Below are 18,366 nucleotides of genomic sequence, written 5' to 3'. Positions count from 1 at the left end.
CGGCGTGACGGTCGCCCTGCGCTACGCCGCGCGCTCCGACGTGGGGCTCGTGCGCTCCGACAACCAGGACTCCGCGTACGCGGGCCCGCACCTGCTCGTCGTCGCCGACGGCATGGGCGGCCACGCCGGGGGCGACGTCGCCTCGTCGGTCGCGGTCGCGGCCATGGCCCCGCTCGACGGTGAGTCGCACGGCCCCGACGACGCCCTCGACGAGCTCGAGACGGCCCTGGACGACGCGCGGTCCGAGATCATCTCCCGCAGCGACGCCGAGCCGGACCTGGCCGGCATGGGCACCACCGTCACGGCGATCCTGCGCGCGGGCAACAAGCTCGCGATGGTGCACCTGGGCGACTCGCGCGGGTACCTGTTCCGCGACGGCACGCTCACGCAGGTCACCACCGACCACACGTTCGTGCAGCACCTCGTCGACACCGGGCGCATCACGCCCGAGGAGGCCGAGCACCACCCGCAGCGCTCCGTCGTCATGCGGGTGCTGGGCGACTTCGACACCGACCTCACGGCCGACCTGTCGGTGCGCGAGGCGCGGCCCGGGGACCGCTGGCTGCTGTGCTCCGACGGGCTGTCGGGGTACGTCTCGGCCGAGACGATCGCGGAGACCCTCGCGGACATCGAGGACGTCGACGCGTGCGCCGACCGCCTGGTGCAGCTCGCGCTGCGGGCCGGCGGACCCGACAACGTCACGGTGGTGCTGGCCGACGTCGTCGAGCTCGACGACCTGCCGGACGGCGCCATGCCCTCCACCGCCAGCGTCGTCGTCGGTGCCGCGGCCCTGAGCCGCAAGCGGCCGTCGGCCGCGGTGGACGGCCCGGCCGCGCGTGCGGCGTCGCTGTCCCGGCGCGCCCGCACCGGCGCGTCGGACCCGCAGGACGGCGCCGAGGACGACGACGAGGACGCGAAGGTCGCCACGGCGTCCGCCCCGGACGACGGCGACGAGCCGCTGGCGCCCGCGCCGCGCCGACGTGGTCTGCTGCTCACGTGGGTCGCCGTCGGGGTCGCGGTGGTCGCCGCCCTGGTGGGTGGGTACGCCTGGACGCAGACGCAGTACTTCGTCGGCACGTCCGACGGTCGGGTCACCGTGTTTCGCGGGATCCCGCAGTCCCTCGGCCCGCTCGAGCTCGCGTCCGTCGTCGAGACCTCCGACGTCCAGGTCGACGACCTGCCCGCCTACCTGCGCGAGCGCGTCGAGAAGACGATCTCCGCCCCCTCGCTGGACCAGGCGCGACGCCTGGTGGAGATGCTCACCGACGACGTCGTGCTGCCGACGCCCACGCCCGTCCCCTCCCTGACCCCCGCCCCCGCCCCCGAGCAGACGCTGCCGGCGCCCGCGACCGAGCCCGTGATCCCGCCCCCCGTCGAGCCCGCCCCCGCGGCGGGTGCACCGTCCGGCGGCCCGGCAGCGGTCGCACCCGCGCTGTGATGGCCAGCGTCCAGCCGCACCGCGTCCGCCCCGGGCGTGGCACCGAGCTGCTGCTGCTCGTCCCGGCGCTCGGCATCGGCATCGCCGGGTACGTGCTGACCGGCCTGGGTGCCACCGGCTCGGTACCGCCCCACGTCATCGCCTACGCCGCGGGCACCACCGTGCTCGCGTTCGTCGTGCACGTGGTGCTGCGCCTGCGCGCCCCGTACGCCGACCCGGTGATCCTGCCGGTGGTGGTGGCGCTCAACGGCATCGGCCTGGCGATGATCTACCGCATCTCCATCGCGTACGCGGCGCGAGGCCGTGCCGACGCGGACATCGCCGACCGCCAGCTCGCGTGGACCGCCATCTCGGTCGCCCTGGCGATCGTCGTGCTGCTGGTGCTGCGCGACCACCGCACCCTGCGCCGGTACACGTACACGGCCATGGTCGTCGGTCTGGTGCTCATCGTGCTGCCCCTGGTCCCAGGGCTGGGACAGACCATCAACGGCGCCCGCATCTGGGTGCGCGTGGGGCCGGTCGGCATGCAGCCGGCGGAGTTCGCCAAGATCGCGCTGGCGGTGTTCTTCGCCGGGTACCTGGTGACCCACCGCGACACGCTCGCCCTGGCCGGCAAGCGTGTCGTGGGCCTGCAGCTGCCGCGCGCCCGCGACCTGGGCCCGATCCTGGTGGTCTGGGCCGCGTCGCTCGCGGTCCTCGTGCTGCAGCGCGACCTCGGCACGTCGCTGCTGTTCTTCGGGCTGTTCGTGGCCGTGCTGTACCTGGCCACGGAGCGCACGTCCTGGATCGTCATCGGCCTGCTGCTGTTCGTCGGCGGCGCCGCGGTCGCGGCGACCGCGTTCGGCCACGTGGGCGCACGGTTCGACGTGTGGCTGCACGCCCTGGACCCCGAGATCTACAACCGGTCGCCCGGCGGCTCGGGCCAGCTCGTGGCCGGGCTGTTCGGCATGGCCAGCGGCGGCCTGTTCGGCACCGGCCTGGGGCAGGGCCGCCCCGACCTGGTCCCGTTCGCCTACTCCGACTTCATCGTCGCGTCGCTCGGCGAGGAGCTGGGGCTGACCGGGCTCATCGCGATCCTGCTGCTGTACACGATCCTGGTGGAGCGCGGCCTGCGCACGGCGATCGGCGTGCGCGACGGCTTCGGCAAGCTGCTCGCCGGCGGCCTGTCCTTCGTCATCGCGTTCCAGCTGTTCGTCGTCGTCGGCGGCGTGACCCGGCTCATCCCGCTGACCGGCCTGACCACGCCCTTCCTGGCGTACGGGGGGTCCTCGCTGGTCGCCAACTGGATGATCGCCGCGCTGCTGCTGCGCATCTCGGACGAGGCACGACGTCCCGTGCCCGCGGTCCGCGCGATCGCCACGCCGGACATCGGCATCCCGGTGGCCGGTCCCGGACGCTCGCGCCCCGCCGGCAACGGACGCTCCACGGCCCGCCCCGGCGCCCCGGCCGCGGACGCCGGCGGTGCGCCGCTGCGCACGTCGACGCCCACCCGGGACGACGGGACCGACGGCCCCGCACCTGACGACAACCCGACCGAGCTGCTGGGAGGTGAGGACCGGTGAACACCCCGCTGCGCCGTCTCGCGACCCTGACGCTCGTGATGTTCGTGGCCCTCATGGGCGCGGCGTCGTGGGTCCAGTTCTTCCAGGCCGAGTCCCTCAACACCGACGGCCGCAACGTGCGGACCCTGTACCGGGAGCACGGCAACGCGCGCGGCCCGATCGTCGCCGGCGGTGAGGCCATCGCCGTGTCGGTGCCGGTCGACGACCCCTTCGGCTACCAGCGGGAGTACCCGAAGGGCGCCGTGTACTCGGCCGTCACCGGGTTCTACTCGATCGCCAACGGCCGCACGCAGCTCGAGGAGGCCGAGAACGACCAGCTCACGGGCCGGTCGGACCAGCTCTTCTTCACGCGCATCCGCGACCTGCTCACGGGCCGGCGGCCCGAGGGCGCCGCGGTCGAGACGACCATCGTGCCCGCGGCCCAGCAGGCGGCGTGGGACGGCCTGGGGAACCAGGAGGGCGCGGTCGTGGCCCTCGAGCCGAGCACGGGGCGGATCCTCGCGCTGGTGTCCACCCCCGGGTTCGACCCCAACGCCCTGGCGGTGCACTCCACGACGGAGGCCGCCGCGCAGTACCGCGCGCTCGAGGCGGCCCCGGGCAACCCGCTGCGCTCCAAGGGCACCCAGGAGCGATTCGCGCCCGGGTCCACGTTCAAGCTGGTCACGGCCGCGGCCGCCCTGGAGTCCGGGCAGTACACCGCGGACACCCTGGTCCCGTCGCCCACCGAGCTCGCGCTCCCCCAGACCTCGGCCACGATCAGCAACTTCGGCGGCAGCAGCTGCGGCGCCGACCAGGTGAGCCTCGCGGAGGCGCTGCGCATCTCCTGCAACACCGCCTTCGCGAGCCTCGGCCTGACGCTCGGGGAGGACGCGCTGCGCGAGCAGTCCGAGCGCTTCGGGTTCCTCGACGACTCGCTGACCGTGCCGATGCCCGTGGTCGAGTCCGTGTTCCCCGACGGCCTGGACCCGGCGATGCTGGCGCAGTCCGCGATCGGGCAGCGGGACGTGCAGGCGACGCCGCTGCAGATGGCCATGGTGGCGTCCGGGATCGCCAACGGCGGGCGCGTCATGACGCCGTACCTGGTCGACACCGTCCGCGCCGCCGACCTCACCGTGGTGTCGCAGACCAAGCCCGAGGCGCTCTCCGACGCCGTGTCGGCGTCGACCGCGAGCGCCCTGACGCAGATGATGGTGGGTGTGGTCGAGTCCGGCACCGGACGCTCCGCCCGCATCGACGGTGTGCAGGTCGCGGGCAAGACCGGCACGGCCCAGACCGTCGAGGGGCAGCCGCCGCACGCGTGGTTCACCGCCTTCGCCCCCGCCGACGCACCGCGTGTCGCGGTCGCGGTGATCGTGGAGAACGGCGGCAGCCTGGGCAACGAGGCGACCGGCGGGGCGGTCGCCGCACCGATCGCCCGCGCCGTCATCCAGGCGGTGCTGGCCTCATGAGGACGGCTCCGGGTGTCGCGCTGGGCGGTGGCCGCTACCGGCTGCTGCGCCGCATCGCCGTGGGCGGCATGGGCGAGGTGTGGGAGGCCAACGACGACGCCCTGGCGCGTGCGGTCGCCGTCAAGGTGCTGCGCAACGAGTTCGCCGGGGACGCCGGGTTCCTGGAGCGGTTCCGCACAGAAGCGCGCAACTCCGCCGCCCTGCACCACCCGCACATCGCCGCGCTGTTCGACTACGGCGAGCAGGAGGGCTCCGCGTACCTCGTCATGGAGCTCGTCGTGGGCGAGCCGCTGTCCGACCTGCTCGAGCGGGAGCCCGTGCTCCCGCCCCGACGGCTGCTGCCGATCCTCGCCCAGACCGCCCGCGGGCTGCACGCCGCGCACCAGGCCGGCGTCGTGCACCGGGACGTCAAGCCCGGCAACGTGCTGCTCGCGCGGTCCGGACGGGTGAAGATCACCGACTTCGGGGTGTCGCTCGCCGCCGACCAGAAGACCATGACGGCCACCGGCATGGTGATGGGCACGGCCCAGTACCTCTCCCCCGAGCAGGCCGTGGGCCGCCCCGCGACCCCGCTGTCCGACCTGTACTCCCTGGGTGTGGTGGCGTACGAGGCGCTGGCCGGCCGCCGCCCCTTCACCGGTCCCACGGCCGTCGACATCGCCGTTGCCCACGTCAACGACCCCGTGCCGCCGCTGCCGGCGTCCGTGGACCGCAAGCTGGCGGCGCTCGTGCTGCGCCTGCTGTCCAAGGAGCCCTCCGAGCGCCCGGCGTCGGGCGAGGAGCTCGCGGGGCTGCTCGACCGGCTTCTGCCGCAGACGCCGCCGTCCGGCGTGGCCGTTCTGGTCAGCAAGCCGGACCGGGCCCGTGAGGACCGCCGTGGCGCCACCGGCCCGCGCACGTCGCCGGACGCGGCCTCCCGGCCCGCACCCGTCGGCGGCACCACGCGCCCCGGTGCGGGCAGGGAGGCCGCGCGCACCGAGGCCGCGCCGCCGTCGTACCCGCCGTCCCGGCGCGAGCGCGCCGGGCGTGCCGCACCCGCTGACGACGGCACCCGACGTGGTCGCCGTGAAGCACCGTCCGACGGCCCGCTCGACGGTGTCCTGGCGAGCGCCTCCGGCTGGGTCCGGCGCCTGCGCCTGCCGCTGGTCGCGCTCGTGCTCGTGCTGGTCGCACTGCTCGGGGCGGCGCTGGCGGACCGGCTGCTCGGGGCCGGCCCGCAGGAACCGGCAGGGCGCGCGGTGACCGCCGAGTACCCTCGTGGCGGCCCACCGGGTGGGATGATCGCCGCAGAACCGAGCCGCGGCGGCCTCCCCGCCCCGGCAGACGGGGCCCTGGCACGAACCGGTGCGCCCCGACCGACGGAAGTGAAGGACTCCTAGTGGTGGACGAAGGATCGCGCATCCTCGCCGGCAGGTACGAGGTCGGCGAGCTCATCGGGCGCGGCGGCATGGCCGAGGTGCACATCGGGCACGACACGCGCCTGGGACGCACCGTGGCCATCAAGATCCTGCGGTCCGACCTGGCACGTGACCCGTCCTTCCAGAACCGGTTCCGCCGTGAGGCGCAGTCGGCCGCGGCGCTCAACCACCCGGCGATCGTCGCGGTGTACGACACCGGTGAGGACGTGTTCACCGAGCCGACCGGCACGGTCGCGCACGTGCCGTTCATCGTCATGGAGTACGTCGAGGGCCACACGGTGCGGGACATCCTGCGCGACGGCCAGGCCGTACCGATCGACGAGGCCGTGGAGATCACCGCGGGCGTGCTGTCGGCGCTGGAGTACTCGCACCACGCGGGGATCGTGCACCGCGACATCAAGCCGGCCAACGTCATGATCACGCCCACCGGCGCGGTCAAGGTCATGGACTTCGGCATCGCCCGTGCCGTCGCCGACTCGGCCGCGACGATGACGCAGACGCAGGCGGTCATCGGCACCGCCCAGTACCTGTCCCCCGAGCAGGCGCGCGGCGAGCAGGTGGACGCCCGGTCCGACCTGTACTCGACCGGCTGCCTGCTGTTCGAGCTGCTCACGGGCCGGCCCCCCTTCGTCGGGGACTCCCCCGTGGCGGTGGCCTACCAGCACGTGCGGGAGATCCCGCCGGTACCCAGCTCCATCGCGTCCGACGTCCCCGAGGCGTTGGACCGCATCACGCTGAAGGCGCTGGCCAAGGAGCGCGACGCCCGGTACTCGTCGGCGGCGGAGTTCCGCGCCGACCTGGAGGCGGTGCTGCGCGGCGGCCACGTCAACGCGCCCGCCGTGGGTGCCGCGGCGGCCGGTGTCGCGGCCGCGGACGCCACGCAGGTCATGGCGCCGACGACGCAGACGACGCAGGCCATGCCCCCGGCGACGGCACCGTGGGGCGCCACGGGCCTCAGCACGCTGGAGACGGACGAGCCCGGCCCGGACGAGGACGAGAAGAAGCGCCCCTGGCTCATCTGGGTGCTCGCGGCGGTCGCGCTGCTCGCGGTGGGTGGCATCGTCTGGGCGCTCATGCGGGGCCAGGACGCGCCGGTCGACACGACCGTCGCGGTCCCGACCGTCGCCGGGATGTCCCAGGAGGAGGCCGTCCAGACGATCCGCGACGCGGACCTCGTCCCGGAGCCCGCGCAGGAGCCCAGCGACGACGTACCTGCCGGCTCCGCGACCCGTACCGACCCCGCGGCCGGCGAGACGGTCGAGAAGGAGACGTCGGTCAAGGTCTACATCTCGACCGGCCCCTCCGAGGTCACGGTCCCGGACGTGGCCGGGCAGACCGAGGCCGAGGCGGCCGCCGCGCTCGAGGCGGCGGGCCTGTCGGTGTCGCCGACCCGGCAGCCGGAGGACAACCCGTCGGTGCCGAAGGGCCGCGTCACCAAGACCGACCCCCCGGCGGCCAGCCCGGTCAAGGCGGGCGCCACCGTGACGCTGTACGTGTCCTCCGGCAACGTCGTCGTGCCGAACGTGACCGGCAAGAACGTCGAGGTCGCGACCGAGGAGCTGACGGCGCTCGGTCTGCGGGTCAACACCAGCAACGTGGCGTCGACCGAGCCCGAGGGCAACGTGGTCTCGCAGGACCGTCCCGAGGGCGCGGTCGTGCTTCAGGGATCGGCCGTCAACCTGGGGATCGCCGAGCCGCCCAACACCGCCGCCGTCCCCACCAACCTGCGGGGCCTGACGTACGACCAGGCGGTCCAGGCGCTGCAGGCCGTCGGCCTGACGAACATCGCCCGTGAGGACGTCGCCTCGGACGAGGCGGCGAACACGGTGGTGTCGTCCGACCCGAGCGGCGGCACCGAGATCGCCAAGGAGCAGCGCGTGACGCTGCGGGTGTCGCGCGGCCCGAGCGCCGGCAACAACCCGGCACCGTCCCCCTCGCCCACGCGGGCGTCGGACGACTGACAGCGACGCGGACGCCCCCCGACCTCAGGGTCGGGGGGCGTCCGTCCGTCGGGATCCGCGCACGCGTGGCGCGGGTGACCCGGTGGATCAGAGGCGGACGAGCGGGTGCAGCCCCTGCGACCGCTCGACGGCGTCCCGTGCCCCGCAGACCTCCAGCCAGTTGGCCAGCAGCCGGTGCCCGCCCTCGGTGAGCACGGACTCGGGGTGGAACTGCACGCCGTGCAGGGGCAGGTCCCGGTGCTGCAGGCCCATGATGATGCCGTTCGCGCGGGCCGTGACCACCAGCTCGTCGGAGAACGTGCCGTCCACGACCGCGAGCGAGTGGTAGCGCGTCGCGGTGAACGGGACGGGCAGCCCGGCGAGCACGCCCTGACCGTCGTGCTCGACCTGGCTCGTCTTGCCGTGCATGAGCTCCGGGGCGTGCGTCACGGTGCCGCCGAAGACCTCACCGAGGGCCTGGTGGCCCAGGCACACGCCGAGCATGGGCGTGCCCGACGTCGCGCAGTCCCGGATGACCTGGGTGCTCGCACCGGCGTCGGCGGGTGCGCCGGGGCCCGGGGACACGAGGACGCCGTCGTACCCGGCGCGTTCCGCGGCGGGCGGCACGGCGTCGTTGCGCACGACCTCCGGCTTCGCCCCGAGCTGGTCGAGGTAGCCGACGATCGTGTAGACGAACGAGTCGTAGTTGTCGACGACGAGGATCCGCGTCATCCCTCACCCACCGTGGTCTCGTTGAAGGGCATGTACGGCGCGACCGCGGGGTACAGCCACAGGAAGCACGCCGCGAGCACCGCCGCGGCGAGCACGGCCGCGAGGACCACGCGCACGGGCACCGGGCCCGGCAGGTGCCGCCACAACCATCCGTACATCATGAGCCTCCCGTCGTCGTGCGCCCAGCCCGGTCCCGCCTGCCGGTCACGGCGTCCCCAGCAGCTCGGCGGGGGTGCCGGACGACACGGGGGCCCAGTAGTCGAGCACGCCGTGCACGATGAACCGCTCGCGCGCGGAGAACATGGGGTGGCACGTGGTGAGCGTGATGTACCGCTCCGTCGGCTCGACGCCGGGCTCGTTGGGCACGGGCGCGATGACCCGCACGTCGGGCGGCAGGACGACCTCGGTGCCCGTGACCCGGTACACGTACCAGGTGTCGGCCGTGCGGACGACGAGCGGGTCGCCGAGCTGCAGCTCCTCGATGCGGTTGAACGGCTTGCCGTACGTCACCCGGTGCCCGGCGAGCGCGAAGTTGCCCACTCCCCCCGGCATCGCGGTGCCGGGGTAGTGCCCGATGCCCAGCACGTCCAGCACCGTGGGCCGGTCGGTCCCCTGCGAGATCGGGCGCTCGGGCTCCCCGGCCCAGCGCGGCACCTGGAGCGTGGCGAACGAGACCGCGTGCGCGGGCTCCTCGATCACCGGCGGCTCGTCGCGTCGCGGCTCGGCGATCCCGCTGTCGTCGTCGACCGCCGCGGCGGGCGGGGCGAAGTCGAGGTCCCGGACGATCTCCGCCTGCACGGCGTCGCCCTCGACGTCCGTCCACCACAGCTGCCACACCAGGAACCCCAGCAGCAGCACACCCAGGGTGATGAGCAGCTCGCCGAGGACACCCACGGCGCCATAGAAGAACCCGGCAGCGGTGCGCGGACGTGTCGCGCGGACGTGTGCGGGTGCCCGCTCCGTCGTGGCGGACCGGGTCACAGGTGGCCCTCCTCGGTCGTCCGCGGGCCGCTCGGCCGGGCGCTCGCCGTGGGGGCGTCCTCGTCCGCCGGTGCCGCCGCGGGCACGCCGGGCAGCACCTCGACGTCGTCCGGCACGCGCGCCCAGCCCAGCTCGGTCGCGCCGGAGTAGGCAGGCAGCTCGACCTCGCTCCGTTCCTCGAGGTCCCAGCCCAGGTTGAGCTCACCGGCCTGCCGCACGTAGGTGCGGACGTCCTCGTCCGCGGCGAGCGCGGCACGCAGCTGCTCGGGGTCGCCCACGGCCGTGATGACGAACGGCGGCGAGTACATGCGGCCGTGCAGGCGCAGGACGTTGCCCTGGCACTGCACGCCGGTCGTGGACACCACCCGCTGGTCCATCAGGCCCATCGCCTCGGCGCCACCCGCCCACAGGGCGTTCATGACGGCCTGGATGTCCTGCTGGTGCACCACGAGCAGGTCCGGTCGGACGTCGTCGCGCCGGGAGTCCACCGGGGCGTCGTCCAGGGAGATGACGAGGCCCGGTCCGCTGACCGGCACCGAGCCACCCGCCACGAGGTCACCCGCCGTGGGGGTGAGGGCCGGCCTGCCCGCGAGGGCGTTCTGCTCGGCGGTGAGTGCCTCCACCTCGGCCCGCAGCGTGTCGACCTCGCCGGACAGGCGCTGTACGGTGGCGGCCTGCTTCTGCGTCAGCTCGCGCAGGTCCTGCGGGTGGCGCGCCTCGTCCGTGCCGGCGCTGCGGGCGTTGACGGTGAACAGGAGGCCGGACAGCCCGAGGACGAGACCCACGGCGACGGCGCCGCGGCCCAGGCCGGGCCGTCGGGCGCGCGCCCGGGCACCGGCGGTCTCGGTCACGGCGTCTCCCTCCGCAGGGTCCCCGCACGTGCGGCGGGACGACGGCACTACGCTAGGTCACGTTCGGCGGCACGCCGACACCGGTCCGCAGGTCGACGACATCGGGCACTCGGACGGCCCACCGTCCAGATCCGCCCGGTGGTGTCGGTTCCCACCTGCTCATCGCACCGTCGCAGACAGGAGCCCGCCCGTGCCCGAGTCGAAGTCGCGCAAGAAGGCGACCTACACCCCGCCGCCGGCCAAGGCCGCCGCGCCCAAGCCCCTGCCCCGCTGGTTCCTGCCGGTGTCGCTGGGCCTGATGATCTTCGGCCTGCTGTGGCTGGTCGTCACGTACCTCTCCCCCGGTGCCGCGTACCCGCTGCCCATCGGTCAGTGGAACCTCGCCGTCGGCTTCGCGATCATCATCGTGGGCTTCGGCATGCTGACGCGCTGGCGCTGAGCAGCACCTTCTTCCCGCGGGGACAGGGCTGAGCGCGCGTCACGCGCCCACAGCCCTGTCCACAACCCGCGCCGTTGGTCATCCACAGGCGGTGCACATACCTGTGGAGAACTACATCGGTGTAGTTCCACAGCTGTGAGTAACGCTGGGGAGGGTGCGTCAGCAGGTCAGACGAGGCCGACGGACGCGTACGTCGCCCACGTGGCCCCGAGGAGCAGGACGAGGACCGCGACGGGTGCGGCCCAGCCGACCAGGGCCCGCCGCTCGCGCGGGGCGTAGGCGAAGGCCGCACCCAGCGCGGCCCCCACGACGAGTCCGCCCAGGTGCGCCTGCCAGGCGATGTTGGGCAGCACGAACCCCAGCACGCCGTTGAGGACGAGGATCCCGATGATGGGCCCGGCGTCACGGCCCAGGCGCCGCAGCACCACGAGCACGGCGCCGAACAGTCCGAAGACGGCACCCGAGGCACCGACCATCGCCGTGGTCCAGCTGTCGGTGGCGGTCGCGAGCAGCACGGCGGCCACGGACCCGCCGAGGGCGCTCATCAGGTACAGCACGGCGAACCGCGCGCGCCCGAGCGTGCTCTCCAGGTACGGCCCGATCATCCACAGCGCGAGCATGTTGAACAGGATGTGGAAGACCTGGCCCGGCGAGTGCAGGAACGCCGCGGTGAGGAACCGCCACGGCTCGAAGGCGCCGGCCAGCGGGCTGAACGCCCACTGCGACGTCCACCCGGGCACCGCGAGCTGGAGCACGTAGGACACGGCGCACAGCCCGATGAGGGTCAGCGTGACGACGGGCCGCCCGGCGCGCACGCGGCCGCCGAACACGGTGCGCCCCTCGCGGGCGGTCCGTGCCGCCTCCGCGACGCAGTCGACGCAGTGGATGCCGACCGGGGCCGGCCGCTGGCACTCGGGGCACGCGGGCCGGCCGCAGCGCTGGCACCGCACGTAGGAGACGCGGTCGGGGTGCCGCGGGCACACGGGAACCTGCTCGGCCGCACCGCCGGGCACGCCGGGCGGCCCCGCGGGGGGGCCGCCCGGCACGTCGGGACCGCTGATGGTCAGTCCTCCACCGTGATGGACGTGATGGTCACGTCCTGGACGGGGCGGTCACCGGGACGCGTGGGCGTCGCGGCGATCGCGTCGACCACCTTGCGGCTCTCGTCGTCCACGACCTTGCCGAAGATCGTGTGCTTGCCGTTGAGCCACGTGGTGGGCGCCACGGAGATGAAGAACTGCGACCCGTTGGTGCCGCCGACCTTGCCCGTGACCGGGTCGAGGCGCTTGCCGGCGTTGGCCATGGCGAGCAGGTAGGGCTCGGAGAACGTGAGCTCGGGGTGGATCTCGTCGTCGAACTGGTAGCCCGGGCCGCCGCGGCCGTTCCCGAGCGGGTCGCCGCCCTGGATCATGAAGTCCGGGATGACGCGGTGGAAGACGACGCCGGAGTACAGCGGGTCGGTACGGGGCGCGCCGGTGCTGGGGTCGGTCCACTCGATGGTGCCCTTGGCCAGCCCGACGAAGTTCTCGACGGTGCGCGGCGCGTGGTTCTCGAACAGCTCGACCCGGATGTCACCGGCGGACGTGTGGATGGTGGCGAACATGGGTCCAGTCTGGCACCCGTCGCCGACGTCGCACCGCGGACGGTCGGGTCGATCGCAACGGCCGAACCACCCCTGTGCGTCGGGCACGACGGCGCGAGCGGTGGCAGAGTGTGAGGTCACAGCGTCGAGCCACCGCTCGAGAAGACCCCAGCACCACCTAGCCGAGACAGCCGAGACAGCGCGGGAGTGGCAGATGACCCACCGTCCGAAGATCGACGTCGACACCGAACGCCTGAAGGGCCAAGCAGCGGGCCTCGGCGCGACCCTGGCCGACGGCGCCAAGCACGGCGCCGCCCGGGCGAGTGACGCGGCAGGCCAGGCGAAGGACTGGACGACCCCCAAGGTCGAGGCCTTCGTCGCGTGGCTCGTGCCGCAGGTGGAGCACCTGTACCGCGAGAGCGTGAAGACGGCCGCCCCGCAGGTGGAGAAGGTCGCGCAGAAGGCGACCCCGGCGATCGACACCGCCCACGACAAGCTGGTCGACGAGCTGATCCCCAAGCTCGTCGCAGCGATGAACGAGGCCGCGGTGAAGGCGGGCGCCCAGGTGGGGCAGGCTGCGGACGTCGCGGCCACGTCCGCGGGCAAGCACTCCAAGAAGATCGCCAAGGCCGCGCGGAAGGCCGCCAAGGAGGCGGCCAAGGCCGAGCACAAGCGCTCCGGCGCCAAGGTGTTCTGGGTCGTGGCGGGTCTGACCGGCGCGGGTGCCGCGCTGTTCGCGTGGCTCCGCTCGCGCTCGACCACGGACCCGTGGGCCGAGCCGTGGGAGCCGGCGGACTCCCTGGGCAGCGAGTCGCTGCGCGCCCGCGCGCAGACGGCGGCCGGTGACCTGACGGACGCGGTGGGCGACGCCGCCGACGCGGTGGGCGAGGCCGCCGGCACGGCCGTGGCCAAGAGCCGCGACGCGGTCGGCAAGGCCGCCGAGGCCGTGGGCCACGCGACCGAGGAGCTGGGCGACAAGGCCAAGGAGGCCCGCGACGCGGCGCAGGAGACGGCCCGCAAGGCCACGCGCCGCTCCACCCCGAAGACGCCGGACGGCACCACGCCCGACGAGGGCACGACGCCCGCGTCCTGACCTGATCACGCCCGTCCGGCCCCGGCCCGTCCTCGACGGCCCGGGGCCGGCGTGCGTCCGGGCCTAAACGCTTCGGGCGTTGACCGCCCCCGGCTCACCTCACGACGATCGCCCCAGACCCCCGTCCTGCGACGTCGTCGTCGTGCCGCGTCCGGCGGTCGTGGGAGCGCTCCACCGGCGCCCCGGTCCCGTCCGAAGGGAAGTGCCATGCCCCGCACCCCCACCCCCCGCCCGCGCCGCCGCGCGCTGTGGGCCGGCGCCGCCGCCGTCGCGATGGCCGCCGGAGCCGTGACCCTGCCGGTCCAGGCCGCACAGGCCGCGCCCGCGTACAACTACGCCGAGGCGCTGCAGAAGTCGATGTTCTTCTACCAGGCGCAGCGTTCCGGCGACCTGCCGGCCGACTACCCGGTGTCGTGGCGCGGCGACTCGGCGCTCGACGACGGCAAGGACGTCGGCAAGGACCTGACGGGTGGCTGGTACGACGCCGGGGACCACGTGAAGTTCGGGCTGCCCATGGCCTTCACCGCGACGATGCTCGCGTGGGGCGCGGTGGAGAGCCCGCAGGGGTACACCCAGGCCGGCCAGATGGACGAGCTGCGCGACAACCTGCGCGCCGTCAACGACTACTTCATCAAGGCGCACACCGCCCCCGACGAGCTCTACGTGCAGGTCGGCAAGGGCGACGACGACCACAAGTGGTGGGGCCCGGCCGAGGTCATGACCATGGCCCGCCCCGCGTACAAGATCAGCGCGTCCTGCCCGGGCTCCGACGCCGCCGCCGAGACCGCCGCGGCCATGGCGTCCGCGGCGCTGGTGTTCAAGGGGTCGGACGCCTCCTACTCCGCGACCCTGCTGAGCCACGCCAAGCAGCTCTACTCGTTCGCGGACACCTACCGCGGCAAGTACTCCGACTGCGTCACCGACGCCCAGTCGTTCTACAAGTCGTGGTCCGGCTACCAGGACGAGCTGGTGTGGGGCGCGTACTGGCTCTACAAGGCGACGGGTGACGCGACGTACCTGGCCAAGGCCGAGGCCGAGTACGACAAGCTCAGCAACGAGAACCAGACGACCACCAAGTCGTACAAGTGGACCGTCGCGTGGGACGACAAGTCGTACGCCGCGTACGCGCTGCTGGCCATGGAGACCGGCAAGCAGAAGTACGTCGACGACGCGAACCGCTGGCTCGACTACTGGACCGTCGGCGTCAACGGCGCGAAGGTCACCTACTCCCCCGGCGGCATGGCCGTGCTCGACTCCTGGGGCGCCCTGCGGTACGCCGCGAACACGTCGTTCGTCGCGCTGGTCTACAGCGACTGGCTCACCGACACCACCCGCAAGGCGCGGTACCACGACTTCGGCGTGCGGCAGATCAACTACGCGCTGGGCGACAACCCCCGCAAGTCCTCGTACGTCGTCGGCTTCGGCACGAACCCGCCGAAGAACCCGCACCACCGCACCGCGCACGGGTCGTGGCTGGACTCGTTGAAGGACCCGGTCGAGACGCGGCACGTGCTGTACGGCGCCCTGGTGGGCGGCCCCGGCTCGGCCAACGACGCGTACACCGACGACCGCGGCGACTACGTCGCCAACGAGGTCGCGACCGACTACAACGCCGGCTTCACCGGCGCGCTGGCGTACCTCACGGCCGAGTACGGCGGCACGCCGCTCGCGTCGTTCCCGCAGCCGGAGAAGCCGGACCAGGCCGAGTTCTTCGTCGAGGCCAAGCTCAACCAGCCCGCCGGGGGGACGTTCACCGAGGTCAAGGCGATCATCCGCAACCGCTCGGCGTTCCCGGCGCGATCGCTCACCAACGCCTCGATCCGGTACTGGTTCACGCTCGACGCAGGCGTGCCCGCCTCCGCCGTGACCGTCTCGACCAACTACAGCGAGTGCGGCACGACGCCGTCGAAGGTCGTCGCCGCCGGGGGCAGCCTGTACTACGCGGAGCTGAGCTGCGCGGGGCAGAACATCCACCCCGGTGGCCAGTCGCAGCACCGTCGCGAGATCCAGTTCCGCGTCGCCGGCACGACCGGGTGGGACGCCACGAACGACCCGTCGTTCGCCGGCCTGCCCGCCACCGGGGACCCGGTCCGGACCACGGGCATCACGCTGCACGAGGGTGGCACGCTGCTGTGGGGCACGGTGCCCGACGGGACGGGCCCGACCCCGACGCCGTCCGTCACCCCGACGCCCACGGTGACCCCGACACCCACCGTGACCCCGACACCCACGGTCACGCCGACCCCCACGGTCACCCCGACCCCCACGGTCACCCCGACACCCACGGTCACGCCCACCCCGGGCGTCACCCCCACGCCGGGCCCGGCCACGTGCGCCGTGACGTACAGCGCCAACACCTGGAGCTCGGGCTTCACCGCGTCCGTGCGGCTGAAGAACACGGGCTCGGCGCCGCTGACCTGGTCGCTGTCCTTCACGCTGCCCGCGGGGCAGCAGGTGCAGCAGGGATGGAGCGCGACGTGGTCGCAGACGGGCTCCACCGTGACCGCCACGGGTGCGGCGTGGAACGCCACGCTCGCCCCCGGCGCGTCGGTCGACCTGGGCTTCAACGGGTCGCACACCGGCCAGAACCCGGCCCCGACGTCGTTCACGGTGAACGGCGCCACCTGCGCGGCCGGGTGACAGACGGGTCCCGGTCCGGCTCGACCCCCGACGTCGCCGGACCGGGACCGATCCAACCCCCGGGCGGGCGGCCCGTATCCGCCCGTCCGGGCCGGGCGTCCGCCGCGGGGGCAGCCGGACGCCGCACGAGGGCGTCGCGCGTGCGCGACGCCCTCGTCGCCCGTCGGAGGGCGACCGGGTGGCAGCGGCCGCTCGACGGGACGGGTGCAGGTCCGGGAGTTGACCGCGGGCGCGCGGACCGGGAGCCTGCGGGGGTGACCGACACGGCCCCGCCCGCATCCCCGCAGACGCCGCCCGCGACGACCCCCTCGAGCACGGACGCCGCCGTCCTGTCCGACGTCGACATCTGGCCCCTGACCGGCCTGCGGGTCGTCTGCGGCGACCTGGAGCTGCGGGCGCCGGACGACCGCATGCTGCTCGACCTGGCCCGGCTGGCCGCCCAGGGCGTGCACCAGCCGGACTACATGCCGTTCCTGGTCCCGTGGACGCGCGGGACACCGGTGCAGGTGGCCCGCAGCGTCATGACGTACCAGTGGGGGCTGCGCGAGCGCACCGCGCCCTCCGACTGGGCGATCGAGCTGGCGGTCGTGCGGGACGGCGAGCCGCTGGGCACCCAGGGCCTGTACGCGAAGGACTACCTGGTGGCCCGTAGCGCCGAGACGGGGTCGTGGCTCGGTCTGCGGCACCAGCACGGCGGTGTCGGCACCCGCATGCGCCTGATGGTCCTGCACCTGCTGTTCGAGGGTCTGGACGCGCGGTACGCGACGAGCTCCGCGTTCGTCGACAACCCGGGCTCGTCGGGCGTCAGCCGCAAGATCGGGTACCGGCCCAACGGGATCCTGCACCAGGCCCGTGAGGGTGGCCCGGTCGACAGCCAGCTGTACGTGCTGGACCGCGCCGACTGGGACGCCCGGCCGGACCACCTGCGACCCGAGATCCGCATCGAGGGCCTGGGCCCGGTGCGGTCGCAGCTCGGGCTCTCCGGCTGAGCCCGCCGGAGGCCGACCCTGTTGACCGGGGACCGACACGGCGCAGACGCGGAGCAGGCGGTGTGTTTACCTTGCCGTGACACAGGTCCCTGTCGCGGCCGACATCACGGGAGTAGCGTCCGGCCATGCTCCTCGCCGACCTGCAGTCCCGCGTGCGCATCGCGCTCACGACCACGCTGGTGGACGAGTGGACGCTGCTCGCGCCCTCGGCCGGCACCAGCCGGCCCTCCGAGCGGACCATCTCGTTCCACCTCGGCTGGGCCCTGCGCGGCACCATCGAGGGCAGGTGGGACCTCGACGCCGACTACGACCGGTCCGGCATGGTGCTGGAGGACTCGGTCCGGTTCGACGGTGTCACGCTCCGTCCGCCGCACCTCATCGTCCACCGGCGTGGCCGGCTGGGGCCGGAGCACAACCTGCTGCTGGTCGAGCTGACGGCCGACGCCGCGGCGGCCACGGCGGGGACGGCGAACCTCGCGGCCGCCCGGTCGGTGCAGCAGCGCTTCGGGTACCGCTACGCCGTGCTGCTCGACCTGCGCCTGGACGACGCCGACGCCGCCGCGACCCAGGTCATGCCGCACTGGCAGTGGTCGACCCTGGAGGAGGGCCCGGTGACCGACGGCCCGGTCCCGGTCTACAGCCCCGAGGTGCTGACGGACCTCGTGGCACGCGCCCGACGCACCGGCTTCTGACGGCCGTACCCCCGCCCAGGGCGCCGGGAAGGCCCTCGGGCGCCCTCGTGGCGCCCGGGACGGCGGATGAGCGGCCGGGGGAGGCGCGACGGGCGCCCGGGGACGACGAAGGCCGCACAGCGAGTCGCGGTGCGGCCTTCGTGGGGAGCTCGGGTCAGAGCGGTCGGATGTCCGACGCCTGCAGGCCCTTGGGGCCCTGGGTGACCTCGAACTCGACCTGCTGGTTCTCCTCGAGCGTGCGGAAGCCGCCCGTCGAGACGATCGCGCTGAAGTGCGCGAAAACGTCGGCGGAGCCGTCGGACGGAGCGATGAAGCCGAAGCCCTTCTCCGCGTTGAACCACTTGACGGTGCCGGTGGCCATGATGTCTTCTCTCGTTCGGTCTGCCGGCGCGCTGGTGCGGCGCCGGTTGCCGCGCCCCGAGGGGCGCAGACGGTGAAGGGTCGACGTACGACGCGCTCGGGGTGAGCTCGTGCGGGCCGGTGCCAGGAGGCACGTCGCACGGTCGAACGTCGGGGCGACACCCACGGGCCGCGTCCAGCGGTCGTGGGTGTGGAACCCGT

17 protein-coding genes are annotated in these 18,366 nt (G+C 73.7%); 10 read left to right on the top strand and 7 right to left on the bottom strand.

The window, feature by feature from the left end; all coding sequences use genetic code 11:
* The first annotated feature begins 4 nt into the window (after positions 1-4).
* Genes KG103_RS00160 through pknB form a run of 5 tightly spaced genes read left to right on the top strand, consistent with a single transcriptional unit; the run spans position 5 to position 7,827 of the window.
* Positions 5-1,438 carry a Stp1/IreP family PP2C-type Ser/Thr phosphatase gene (locus KG103_RS00160; RefSeq protein WP_207340076.1) on the top strand — a complete coding sequence of 478 codons (1,434 nt, stop codon included), beginning with the start codon at positions 5-7 and terminating at the stop codon, positions 1,436-1,438.
* Positions 1,438-3,000, top strand: a complete 1,563-nt coding sequence (locus tag KG103_RS00155; protein ID WP_207340075.1) for an FtsW/RodA/SpoVE family cell cycle protein — start codon at positions 1,438-1,440, stop codon at positions 2,998-3,000. Before KG103_RS00160 ends, KG103_RS00155 begins: the two co-directional genes overlap by 1 nt.
* Positions 2,997-4,448, top strand: coding sequence for a peptidoglycan D,D-transpeptidase FtsI family protein (locus KG103_RS00150; protein ID WP_207340074.1), 1,452 nt, complete (start codon positions 2,997-2,999; stop codon positions 4,446-4,448). The genes KG103_RS00155 and KG103_RS00150 overlap by 4 nt, the downstream gene beginning before the upstream one ends.
* Positions 4,445-5,827 (top strand): serine/threonine-protein kinase, encoded by a 1,383-nt coding sequence (locus KG103_RS00145; RefSeq protein ID WP_207340073.1) that lies wholly within the window; start codon positions 4,445-4,447, stop codon positions 5,825-5,827. The genes KG103_RS00150 and KG103_RS00145 overlap by 4 nt, the downstream gene beginning before the upstream one ends.
* On the top strand, positions 5,827-7,827 hold the full coding sequence (gene pknB, locus KG103_RS00140) for a Stk1 family PASTA domain-containing Ser/Thr kinase (protein WP_207340072.1): 2,001 nt from the start codon (positions 5,827-5,829) through the stop codon (positions 7,825-7,827). Before KG103_RS00145 ends, pknB begins: the two co-directional genes overlap by 1 nt.
* An 87-nt stretch (positions 7,828-7,914) precedes the next feature.
* On the opposite strand, the gene KG103_RS00135 is transcribed toward pknB, so the two are convergent.
* The 4 genes from KG103_RS00135 to KG103_RS00120 all read right to left on the bottom strand — a co-directional run bounded on the left by KG103_RS00135 (position 7,915) and on the right by KG103_RS00120 (position 10,370).
* Positions 7,915-8,538, bottom strand: coding sequence for an aminodeoxychorismate/anthranilate synthase component II (locus KG103_RS00135; protein WP_207340071.1), 624 nt, complete (start codon positions 8,536-8,538; stop codon positions 7,915-7,917).
* Positions 8,535-8,696, bottom strand: coding sequence for a hypothetical protein (locus KG103_RS00130; RefSeq protein ID WP_177199764.1), 162 nt, complete (start codon positions 8,694-8,696; stop codon positions 8,535-8,537). The genes KG103_RS00135 and KG103_RS00130 overlap by 4 nt, the downstream gene beginning before the upstream one ends.
* A 46-nt stretch (positions 8,697-8,742) precedes the next feature.
* The gene (locus tag KG103_RS00125) at positions 8,743-9,432 is read right to left on the bottom strand and encodes a class E sortase (protein WP_249670676.1); all 690 of its coding nucleotides are present in this window, start codon (positions 9,430-9,432) and stop codon (positions 8,743-8,745) included.
* 83 nt (positions 9,433-9,515) lie between these two features.
* Positions 9,516-10,370, bottom strand: coding sequence for a DUF881 domain-containing protein (locus KG103_RS00120; protein ID WP_207340069.1), 855 nt, complete (start codon positions 10,368-10,370; stop codon positions 9,516-9,518).
* A gap of 190 nt (positions 10,371-10,560) precedes the next feature.
* Between KG103_RS00120 and KG103_RS00115 the strand changes: the two genes are divergently transcribed.
* Complete coding sequence (locus tag KG103_RS00115; RefSeq protein WP_207340068.1) at positions 10,561-10,809, top strand: cell division protein CrgA; 249 nt, start codon at positions 10,561-10,563, stop codon at positions 10,807-10,809.
* A 167-nt stretch (positions 10,810-10,976) separates the two neighbouring features.
* Here the strand turns inward: KG103_RS00115 and KG103_RS00110 are convergent, their stop codons facing one another.
* Positions 10,977-11,855 (bottom strand): rhomboid family intramembrane serine protease, encoded by an 879-nt coding sequence (locus KG103_RS00110; protein ID WP_249670675.1) that lies wholly within the window; start codon positions 11,853-11,855, stop codon positions 10,977-10,979.
* Positions 11,856-11,872: 17 nt separating this feature from the next.
* Complete coding sequence (locus KG103_RS00105) at positions 11,873-12,412, bottom strand: peptidylprolyl isomerase (RefSeq protein ID WP_089802803.1); 540 nt, start codon at positions 12,410-12,412, stop codon at positions 11,873-11,875.
* Between the two features lie 193 nt (positions 12,413-12,605).
* On the opposite strand from KG103_RS00105, the gene KG103_RS00100 reads away from it, so the two are divergent.
* The 4 genes from KG103_RS00100 (at position 12,606) to KG103_RS00085 (ending at position 17,805) form a co-directional block, all read left to right on the top strand.
* Positions 12,606-13,484: a hypothetical protein gene (locus KG103_RS00100; protein WP_207340067.1), complete on the top strand. Its 879-nt coding sequence runs from the start codon at positions 12,606-12,608 to the stop codon at positions 13,482-13,484.
* 207 nt (positions 13,485-13,691) lie between these two features.
* The gene (locus tag KG103_RS00095) at positions 13,692-16,124 is read left to right on the top strand and encodes a glycoside hydrolase family 9 protein (RefSeq protein WP_207340066.1); all 2,433 of its coding nucleotides are present in this window, start codon (positions 13,692-13,694) and stop codon (positions 16,122-16,124) included.
* 254 nt (positions 16,125-16,378) lie between these two features.
* Positions 16,379-17,113 (top strand): GNAT family N-acetyltransferase, encoded by a 735-nt coding sequence (locus tag KG103_RS00090; protein ID WP_307859436.1) that lies wholly within the window; start codon positions 16,379-16,381, stop codon positions 17,111-17,113.
* Positions 17,114-17,238: 125 nt separating this feature from the next.
* Positions 17,239-17,805 (top strand): hypothetical protein, encoded by a 567-nt coding sequence (locus KG103_RS00085; protein WP_207340065.1) that lies wholly within the window; start codon positions 17,239-17,241, stop codon positions 17,803-17,805.
* A gap of 154 nt (positions 17,806-17,959) precedes the next feature.
* Here the strand turns inward: KG103_RS00085 and KG103_RS00080 are convergent, their stop codons facing one another.
* Positions 17,960-18,166 carry a cold-shock protein gene (locus KG103_RS00080; RefSeq protein ID WP_089802810.1) on the bottom strand — a complete coding sequence of 69 codons (207 nt, stop codon included), beginning with the start codon at positions 18,164-18,166 and terminating at the stop codon, positions 17,960-17,962.
* Between the last annotated feature and the right edge of the window lie 200 nt (positions 18,167-18,366).

Source organism: Cellulomonas wangleii, from assembly GCF_018388445.1.
Classification (GTDB): Bacteria; Actinomycetota; Actinomycetes; order Actinomycetales; family Cellulomonadaceae; genus Cellulomonas; species Cellulomonas wangleii.
This window is presented reverse-complemented; position numbering and strand designations above follow the sequence as displayed.